Source organism: Streptomyces tailanensis, assembly GCF_008386495.1.
Classification (GTDB): Bacteria; Actinomycetota; Actinomycetes; order Streptomycetales; family Streptomycetaceae; genus Streptomyces; species Streptomyces tailanensis.
In genome coordinates, this window is record NZ_VTHJ01000047.1 from 68733 (window position 1) to 78202 (window position 9470).

The window sequence follows — 9470 nt, forward strand, 5'->3', positions numbered from 1 at the left end:
CAACCGAATAGCAAGCCCCGTGCCCCGAGCGGCCAGGTCCTCCCCCTGTAGGCCTGGCCGCTCGGTCCGTGTGTGCGGGCTTTCCTTGACATCGGCGTCAAGGCATACCGTCGGCGTATGCGGATCGGAGAGCTGGCGGCGCGGGCCGGGACCACTACCCGGACGTTGCGGTACTACGAGGCGCGGGGGTTGTTGCCCGCGCGGCGGAGTGGGAACGGATATCGGTCGTACGACGAGGGGGATCTGCGGTTGTTGCGCCAGATCCGGACGTTGCAGGACTTCGGGTTCGACCTGGAGGAGACGCGGCCCTTCGTGGAGTGTCTGCGGGCCGGGCACCCGGAGGGTGACTCGTGCCCGGCGTCGCTCGCGGTCTATCGGCGCAAGTTGGTCGAGCTGGACGAGTTGATCGGGCAGTTGCAGTCGGTGCGGGCGCAGGTCGGGGCGCAGTTGGCGAGTGCGGAGCGGGCCCGGGAACAGCTGGCGGCCGAGGCGGAGGTTCCGGGTGGGCCGGAGCCGGGGTGTGAACTGGGAGGGATCCACGGATGATCAGGGCAGCGGGTGTGGCCGAAGTGACGGACGCGGACTTCGCGGCGGAGGTGATCGGGGCGGAGCTGCCGGTGCTCGTGGAGTTCACGGCCGACTGGTGCCCGCCGTGCCGGCAGATGGGGCCGGTGCTGAGCGCTCTGGCCGCCGAGGAGGGGGAACGGCTCAAGGTGGTGCAGCTGGACGTGGACACCAATCCGACGACGACGAACGCGTACAAGGTGCTGTCCATGCCGACGTTCATGGTGTTCCGCGGCGGTGAGCCGGTGAAGGCGATGGTGGGCGCCCGGCCGAAGCGGAAGCTGTTGGAGGAGCTCGCCGACGTTCTCTGAGTCATAAACGAGGAAATCCCCCAGGCAATTGTGCCCGGGGGATTTCTTCGCGTATCTTTGATGGTTCGCGACTTCAAGGGGATCGAGTCACATTGAATCGCGAAGAAGTTAAGTGAGCAAAGTATATCCGGGCGGGAGTGGAATTGTCAAACACCGACTTTCCAGATCGTGAAATGCGGCGTGAGCAGGAATTCGTCGACGGGCTGTACGCGCGCGTGGACGCGCTGCGGGGTGACGTCGAGACCGCCGTCACGGACGCGCTCGCCCAGGGCAACACACCCATGCAGGCGCGGCTGGAGCGGGACATCCTGGTCGCCGAGCGCTCGGGGCTGCTGGCCGCGCTGAACGCCGTCGACGCCTCGCTGTGTTTCGGGCGGCTCGACCTCGCCGACGGGGCCGCGCATCACATCGGCCGGATCGGGCTGCGGGAGGACGACGCCGAGCGCACCCCGATCCTCATCGACTGGCGGGCCGACGTCGCCCGTCCCTTCTACCTGGCCACCGGTCACACCCCGATGGGGCTGCGCCGCCGCCGGCACATCGCCACCGACGGCCGCCGGGTCACCGCCCTGCACGACGAGATCCTCGACCTCGGCGACGAGACCCGCACCGGGTACGAGGACCCCACCGGCGACGCCGTGCTGCTGGCCGCGCTCAACTCCGCCCGTACGGGCCGGATGGGCGACATCGTGCAGACCATCCAGGCCGAGCAGGACCGGATCATCCGCGCGCCGCACCAGGGTGTGATGGTCGTCGAGGGCGGGCCCGGCACCGGCAAGACCGCCGTCGCGCTGCACCGGGCCGCGTATCTGCTGTACGAGCAGCGGGAGTTGCTCGCCAAGCGCGCCGTCCTCATCGTCGGCCCCAACCCCGCCTTCCTCGGCTACATCGGGGAGGTGCTGCCGTCGCTGGGTGAGACGGGCGTGCTGCTCTCGACGGTCGGCGAGCTGTTCCCCGGTGTACGGGCGACGGCCACCGACACCCCGGAGGCCGCCCGGGTGAAGGGGCGCGCCGACATGGCCGAGGTGCTCGCCACCGTCGTACGGGACCGGCAGGCGCTGCCCGACCCGGTGGTCGCGATCGAGCACGACCGGGAGGTCCTGATGCTCGACGACGACCTCGTACGGGTCGCCCGCGAGCGCACCCGCGAGGCGCGGCTCCCGCACAACGTGGCCCGCGAGCACTTCGAGGGCTACATCCTCAACACGCTCACGGACATGGTCGCCGAACGGATCGGCACCGACCCCTACGACGGCTCGAACCTCCTCGACGCCTCCGACATCACCCAGATCCGCGACGAGCTGGCCGAGAACCCCGAGGTCTGGTCCGCGATCGACCAGTTGTGGCCGCGGATCACGCCGCGCCGGCTGATCGCCGACTTCCTCGCCGAGCCGGACGCGTATCTGCCTCAGGAGGACGCCGTCGCCGTACGCCGTCCCGTCACGCGCGCGTGGACCGTCGCCGACGTGCCCCTCCTCGACGAGGCCGCCGAGCTCCTGGGCGAGGACGACCGGCTCGCGCGGGCCCGCGCGGAACGGGAGCGGGAGACGCAGATCGCCTACGCGCAGGGCGTGCTGGACGTGTCGTACGCCTCCCGGACGTACGAGTTCGAGGACAGGGAGGGCCGTGATCCCGACGGCGACGGCTCCGAGGTGCTGTCCGCGCACGACATCATCGACGCCGAGCGGTTCGCCGAACGGCACGAGGCGGACGACCACCGCAGTGCGGCCGAGCGGGCGGCGGCCGACCGGACCTGGGCGTTCGGGCACATCATCGTCGACGAGGCGCAGGAGCTGTCGCCGATGGCCTGGCGGCTGCTGATGCGGCGTTCGCCGACCCGCTCGATGACCCTCGTCGGCGACCCCGCCCAGACGGCGGAGGCCGCGGGCGTCGGCTCGTGGGCCGACATCCTTACCCCCTACGTCGAGGACCGTTGGGAGCACACCCGGCTCGGCGTCAACTACCGCACCCCCGCCGAGATCATGGAGGTCGCGGCCGGTGTCGTACGCGCCGAGGTGCCGGACTTCGAGCCGCCGAGCTCCGTGCGGTCGACGGGCGTACGGCCCTGGGCACGCCACGCGGCCGCCCGGGAGCTCCCCGCCGAGGTGGCCAAGGCGGTCGCCGAACTCACCCCGGCCGAAGGGCGGCTGGCGGTGATCGCGCCGCGCGCACTGCACCGGGCGCTCGCCGCACGGCTGGACGGGGTGACGGCCGGGGCGGAGCCGGACCTGACGCAGGCCGTCGTCCTCCTCGACCCCAGGCAGGCCAAGGGACTGGAGTTCGACTCGGTGCTCGTCGTCGAGCCGGGCCGCTTCGGTACGAGCGACCTGTACGTGGCGCTCACGCGGGCGACGCAGGCACTGGGCGTCGTCCACGCGGAGGGGCTGCCGCCGGCTTTGGGGGAGTCGCTGGCGGTGGCCTGATCCCGCGTTCGGCGGGGCGGCGGCCCGCGTCACCGTCACCACTGGTGCATCAGGGATCACCAAGCCGTAACAGTTCATGTCATCGTCACTGCTTGTGAATGTCTGATGCGGTATCCGTGTCGGTCATGGAAACTCATCCGTTCGCGGCCGCTCCGGCAGGCAGCCCCACGCTGGAATCACTGCCCGTCGAGCCGTTGCTGACCTCGGAGTTCGATGTGAACCCGGGCGGCGTCTACGAGCGACTGCGGAGTATGTACGGCCCCGTCGCGCCGGTGGGGCTGATGGGCGTGCCGGTGTGGCTGGTTCTCGACTACCGCGAGGTGCTGGAGGTCCTGCGCAACGACAGTGTCTGGCGGCGCGACGTACGGCACTGGCGGGCCCGGGCGGAGGGGCGACTGCCGCAGGACTGGCCGCTGCTCGCCGGGTACGAGGTCCGGCAGACCATGTTCTTCGACGACGACGAACACCGGCACGCCCGGCTGACCTACCACTCGGCGATGCGGCCCTTCCAGGACGGGCACAGCCCCGAGGGGTGGGAGCTGCGGGCCGCCGTCGCGAAGTACGCCGACGAACTCATCGCCATGCTCGCGGCGGAGTCCGGCACGAGTGGCTTCGCCGATCTCGCGGCGCAGTACACCCGGCCGTTGCTCCTCATGGTCACGACCAAGCTGTTCGGGTGCCCCGTCGAACTCGGGGACGAGATGGTCATGGACCTGTGGCGGATGCTGGACGGCGGGCCGGACGCGGGGCCGGCCACCGGGCGGGCGCTCGGCGCGATGACCCGGCTCGCGGCGCATCGGCGCTCCCGGCCCGGGGAGGACCTGACCTCGTACATGCTGCTGGCCGACCCCTCGCTGAGCGATGAGCAGTTGGGCCGTGAGCTGTTCATGAACGCCGTCTATCTCAACGACATCACCGGGAACATGGTCTGCAACACCCTGCTTGAGGTGCTGCGCGGCAACGCGACCGTCCGGCGGAGTCTGTCGGCCGGGCAGATCGGCGAAACGGTCAACCGGGCGGCGCTGGCCAATCCGCCGAGCGCCAACCTGTGCTTCCGGTTCGCTGCGCGAGATGTACGGCTGGGGAACTTCTGGATCCGGGGTGGGGACATCGTGTCGCCGTCCGTCGCGGCGGCGCACCGGGATCTGATCGCCGCGGGGTCCTCTCACATCGTGGACTCCGCAGTCAGTACGCGGGCGCATCTGGCGTGGGGGGCCGGGCCGCATCAGTGTCCCAGTGCGGCGCGGGAGTTGGCGGGGACGATCGTGTCCACCGCGGTGGGGCGGGTGTTCGAGCACTTCGCCCGTGCGGAGCTCACTCTGCCGCCGGACCAGTTGCCCTGGCGGGCGGGGCCTGTGGTGCGGGGGTTGCGGTTGTTGCCGGTGCGGTATGAGTTGAGCGCGCACAGTGCGGCTGTGCGGGTGCCGCCCGCGCGGGGAAGCGATGACGTGGCCGCCCCCGCGGAGGCGGTGCCCTTGCGGCAGCCGAGTCGGTTGCTGGGGGCGTTGCGGAGGCTGATGTTCGGGGGCCGGAAGGGCGACTGACGGCTGCCGGTATACCTTTAGCGCCCCCGCCGCCCCTACCCTCCCCCCGCTCGAGCGAAGCCGAGAGTGGGGGAGGGTAGGGGCGGCGGGGGCGAGGAAAGTCAGGCCGGGCGGAGCCAGGTGGTGGACAGGGGGGGCAGGGTCAGGCGGATGCTGGCCGGGTGGGTGTGGTGGGGGTGGGGGTCTGGTTTTACCGGGGCGGGGGTCGTGACGTCGCTGCCTCCGTAGCGGGCGGCGTCCGTGTTGAGGATTTCCTGCCAGGCGGGGACGTCGTCGGGGACGCCCAAGCGGTACTCCTGGCGGACGACGGGGCTGAAGTTGGAGACCGCCAGCAGCGGCGTGCCGTCGGCGTCGTAGCGGAGGAACGCCAGGACGTTGTCGTCCCCGGAGTCACCCGTGATCCAGGAGAAGCCGGACGGGTGGGTGTCCCGTTGCCAGAGGGCCGGGGTTCGGCGGTACGTGGTGTTCAGGTCGCGGACCAGGTCGCGTACGCCCCGATGGTCCGCCTCCGCACCGTACGCGGGATCGAGGAGCCACCAGTCCGGGCCGTGCGCCTCCGACCACTCCGCTCCCTGGGCGAACTCCTGGCCCATGAAGAGGAGTTGCTTGCCGGGGTGGGCCCACATGAAGCCCAGGTAGGCGCGGTGGTTGGCCCGCTGCTGCCACCAGTCGCCGGGCATCTTGGACACCAGGGACCGCTTGCCGTGGACCACTTCGTCGTGGGAGATGGGCAGGACGTAGTTCTCGCTGTACGCGTACACCATCGAGAACGTCATCTCGTTGTGGTGATACTTGCGGTGCACCGGCTCGTGCTGCATATAGCCGAGCGAGTCGTGCATCCAGCCCATGTTCCACTTCAGGCCGAAGCCCAGGCCGCCGAAGCCGCCAGGGCCCGCCACGTGCGTCGGGCGGGTCACGCCGTCCCAGGCCGTGGACTCCTCGGCGATCGTCACGACGCCCGGCACCCGCCGGTACACGGTCGCGTTCATCTCCTGCAGGAAGGCCACCGCGTCCAGGTTCTCCCGGCCGCCGTGCTCGTTCGGCGTCCACTGGCCCGGCTCGCGCGAGTAGTCGAGGTAGAGCATGGAGGCCACCGCGTCCACCCTCAACCCGTCGATGTGGTACTCCTCGCACCAGTAAAGGGCGTTCGCCACAAGGAAGTTGCGCACCTCACGGCGCCCGTAGTCGAACTCCAGCGTCCCCCAGTCGGGGTGCGCGGCCCGCGCCGGGTCCTCGTGCTCGTACAGCGGACGCCCGTCGAACTCGGCCAACGCCCAGTCGTCACGCGGGAAGTGCGCCGGCACCCAGTCCATGAGCACCCCGATCCCGGCCCGGTGCAGGGCATCGACCAGGTACTTGAAGTCGTCGGGGGCGCCGAGCCGGGCGGTGGGCGCGTAGAAGCCGGTGACCTGATAGCCCCAGGAGCCGCCGAACGGGTGCTCGGCGACGGGCAGCAGTTCGACGTGGGTGAAGCCCAGGTCGGAGACGTACGCCGGTAGCTGTTCGGCAAGTTGGCGATACGTCAGCCCCGGTCGCCAGGAAGGCAGATGGATCTCGTAGACGGAGAACGGCGCCTCGTGCGCGGGGATCTCCGCCCGCCTCGCCATCCACTCCGCGTCGCCCCACTCGTACGTCGAGGCGTGGATGATGGAGGAGGTGTTGGGCGGGGCCTCCGTGCGGCGGGCCAGCGGGTCGGCCCGCAGGGTCTTCGAGCCGTCCGGCCGGGTGATCTCGAACTTGTACAGCTCACCCTCGCCGATCCCGGGCACGAACAGCTCCCACACCCCGGACGAACCGAGCGCCCGCATCGGGAACCCGGAGCCGTCCCAGAAGTTGAAGGTCCCGGCCAGCCGTACGCCGCGCGCGTTCGGCGCCCACACGGTGAACCGGGTGCCGGTCACCCCCTGGTGGGTCATCGGCTCGGCCCCGAGCGCCCGCCACAGCTCCTCGTGGCGCCCCTCATTGATCAGATGCAGGTCCAGCTCCCCGAGCGCGGGCAGGAAACGGTACGCGTCCTCGGTCTCCTGCACGCTCCCCTCGTACGAGATCAGCAGCCGGTACGACGCCGGCACCTCCCGCAGCGGCAACAGCGCCGAGAAGAACCCGCCCCCGTCGTCGTGCAACTCGGCCCGCAACGTCCCCACCACCACGCTCACCGCGAGCGCGTACGGCCGGAACGCCCGGAACACCACACCCCCGGGCGCCGGATGCGCCCCGAGCACGCCGTGCGGCGCGTGATGCGTACCGGCGATGAGCCGCTCGCGGTCATCGCCGTCCATGGCGGGGGAGAAGGCGGGTTCGGGGAGCGGCGGCTCGCCGCTTCGGGGCTGGGGAACCGTGGGCTCGGCGTCGGCCGGTGCCGGGACCATCGGTTCGGTGACGGACGTTCCGGAAGCCGGCGGGACGGTTGGGGCGAGGGTCGCCTTCTCCGTCACCTTGCGCGGCTTCACCACCTTCGCCGTCTTCTTCGCGGCGGTCTTCTTCGTGGTGGTCTTCTTGGCCGCGGCCTTCTTCGCGGTGGCTTTCTCGGCCACGGTCTTCTCAGCCACGGCCTTCTTGGCGACCTTCTTCTTGGCGGCCGCTGTCTTCGCCACGGCTGTCTTTGCCACGGCCTTCTCCGCGGCAGCCTTCTTGGCAGGGGCCTTCTTGGCGGCGGCCTTCTTCACCGCGCCCTCGCCCTCGGTCACCTTCTTCGCCGCAGTCTTGCCCGCTGTGGCTTTCTTCGCCACGGCTTCGCCCCCGCCGACCTTCTGCGCTGTCTTCGCTGTCTTCGCCGTCGTCTTCTTCGCCGTCGCTTTCTTCGCCGCGGTTTTCGTCGCGGCCGTCTTCCGTGCGGCCGTCTTCTTCGCGGCCGTCTTCTTCGCCGGGGCGGGCCCCTCGGCGGCGGTGTTGCTGTTCTGTGTGCTGTCGTCGGACGGCGGGACGGGAGTCACAGGGACGGCCTCCTCGGCGGATACGGGGATGTAGGGCGGGGCTTCAGGGGGTGTCGGTGCAGGGGTCGGTGGCGAGGCGGTGGACGGCTGCCAGCGGTACCGGTAGCCAGTCGGGGCGGTGGCGGGCCTCGTAGACGACCTCGTACACCGCCTTGTCGGTCTCGTAGGCGCGCAGCAGTACGGGATCGGACCGCGGGTCGGTCCCGGCGACGTCCGCGTAGCCGGAGCAGTACGCGGCCCGGCAGGTGGACGCCCAGTCCGCTGCCGGGGGTTGGAGGGAGTGGGCGGCGTAGTCGAAGGAGCGGAGCATCCCGGCGATGTCGCGGACGACGGGCTGCGGCATCCGGCGCTCGGCCAGCGGTTTCGACGGCTCGCCCTCGAAATCTATGAGAGACCACTCCCCGGAGGGGGAGCGCAGACACTGCCCGAGGTGCAGGTCGCCGTGGATGCGCTGGGCCGACCAGGTACGGCCCTCGGTGGCCAGGTCCGACAGCGCCTCGAAGGCGGCGCGCAGCCCGGGCGCGTACGGACGGAGGGCGGGTACGGCCTGGGTGGCCGCCTCCAGCCGTTCCGTCATCCCGTCGATCAGCAGCTCCAGTTGGGGCCGGCCCAGCGTGGCCGTGGGCAGGGCCCGGGTCAGCGCGGTGTGCACCTCGGCGGTCGCCCGCCCCAGCGCCCGCGCCTCGGCGGTGAAGTCCTCGCCCTTGGCCAGCATGCTCAGCGCCAGCTCCCAGCCGTCCGCCGCGCCCTGGAGGAACGGCTGGAGGACGCCCAGGACATGGGTGTCGTGGGTGTCGGGATCGGAGGTCCGGCCCAGGTCCGCCACCATCCAGGCCGCCGGGGCCGGTACGCGGGGGCAGCCCTCGCGCGACAGCATCAGCGGCAGTTCGAGGTCGGGGTTGGCACCGGACACGACCCGACGGAACAGCTTCAGGATGAACGTATCGCCATAGGTGATCGAGGAGTTGGACTGCTCCGAGGTCACCACACGCGGCACCAGGCCTTCCGGTATGTCGTGCCGCATGTCCCGTGAGCAGCGGAGATCTCCTATGCGTGCCTGCCTCCGCAGGGCCTCCAGGAGCACGTCCGCGAGGCGCGGGTCGTGCAGCGCCTCGTACACCGTCCGCCCGGCCAGCGGCCCCTCGGACACATGACCGATCAGCGCGGGTGCGAGCCGGGGTGGCAGGGCCGCGCGTACGCCGAGCAGGAGCTGGTAGCAGTCGCCGGGGCCGGGGTGGGCGGGGGCGCCCTGGGACGGCAGCAGCGGCTGGTGGGCGCGTACGAGGAGATGCAGCAGCCCCGCCTTCGCGCCGCCCCCCATCGGCAGCAGTTCCGTCCCCGCCACCAGGCTGAACCCGGTGACGGGCCGCCCCTTCCCCGCGAACCAGCGCTGCCGCGGCAGCCACTCCCGCAGGAGCGGCTCCAGCGAGTGGAGCAGCCCGGGAGTCGGCTCCATGGCGGGCGGTGGAGCAGGACTTGTCGCAGTGGAGTGCGTGGCGGCTTCCGACATGGCGTCGCGTCCTTTCCCCGAGGGCGGGGGTTCCTGATTGCGTGCCCCGGGCGGGCCGGGAGAAACCGGCCCGGCCCGCCCGGGGTTCCGATCGGCTACACGGGGTCCTTCCGCAAGCGGAACCAGTAGAAGCCGTGGCCCGCGAGGGTGAGGAGATAGGGCAGCTCGCCGATGGCCGGGAAGCG

At 71.0% G+C, this 9470-nt stretch carries 6 protein-coding genes and 1 pseudogene; 4 read left to right on the plus strand and 3 right to left on the minus strand.

Going from position 1 to position 9470, the window contains the following annotated elements; genetic code table 11:
* Nucleotides 1–117 precede the first annotated feature (117 nt).
* From F3T56_RS31760 to F3T56_RS31775, 4 genes are all read left to right on the plus strand, one after another.
* Entirely contained in the window at nt 118–546 is a 429-nt protein-coding gene (locus tag F3T56_RS31760) for a MerR family transcriptional regulator (protein WP_149828795.1), read from the plus strand.
* A gap of 14 nt (nt 547–560) precedes the next feature.
* Complete coding sequence (locus F3T56_RS31765; RefSeq protein WP_172639234.1) at nt 561–875, plus strand: thioredoxin family protein; 315 nt, start codon at nt 561–563, stop codon at nt 873–875.
* Between the two features lie 173 nt (nt 876–1048).
* Complete coding sequence (locus F3T56_RS31770; RefSeq protein WP_149828797.1) at nt 1049–3298, plus strand: HelD family protein; 2250 nt, start codon at nt 1049–1051, stop codon at nt 3296–3298.
* A 125-nt stretch (nt 3299–3423) separates the two neighbouring features.
* Nucleotides 3424–4842 carry a cytochrome P450 family protein gene (locus F3T56_RS31775; RefSeq protein ID WP_149828798.1) on the plus strand — a complete coding sequence of 473 codons (1419 nt, stop codon included), beginning with the start codon at nt 3424–3426 and terminating at the stop codon, nt 4840–4842.
* A gap of 101 nt (nt 4843–4943) precedes the next feature.
* Here F3T56_RS31775 and glgB read toward each other — a convergent pair whose 3' ends face one another.
* The 3 genes and pseudogenes from glgB to F3T56_RS48440 all read right to left on the minus strand — a co-directional run.
* Nucleotides 4944–7775, minus strand: a complete 2832-nt coding sequence (gene glgB, locus F3T56_RS31780; protein ID WP_149828799.1) for a 1,4-alpha-glucan branching enzyme — start codon at nt 7773–7775, stop codon at nt 4944–4946.
* Nucleotides 7776–7818: 43 nt separating this feature from the next.
* Nucleotides 7819–9285 carry a maltokinase N-terminal cap-like domain-containing protein gene (locus F3T56_RS31785; RefSeq protein ID WP_149828800.1) on the minus strand — a complete coding sequence of 489 codons (1467 nt, stop codon included), beginning with the start codon at nt 9283–9285 and terminating at the stop codon, nt 7819–7821.
* A 95-nt stretch (nt 9286–9380) separates the two neighbouring features.
* Nucleotides 9381–9470, minus strand: a pseudogene (locus tag F3T56_RS48440) (alpha-glucosidase C-terminal domain-containing protein); the annotation flags it as partial.

Coding starts and splice junctions, on each gene's coding strand:
- F3T56_RS31760 (WP_149828795.1), top strand. CDS start 118: ATGCGGATCGGAGAGCTGGCGGCGCGGGCCGGGACCACTACCCGGACG.
- F3T56_RS31770 (WP_149828797.1), top strand. CDS start 1,049: ATGCGGCGTGAGCAGGAATTCGTCGACGGGCTGTACGCGCGCGTGGAC.
- F3T56_RS31775 (WP_149828798.1), top strand. CDS start 3,424: ATGGAAACTCATCCGTTCGCGGCCGCTCCGGCAGGCAGCCCCACGCTG.
- F3T56_RS31785 (WP_149828800.1), bottom strand. CDS start 9,285: ATGTCGGAAGCCGCCACGCACTCCACTGCGACAAGTCCTGCTCCACCG.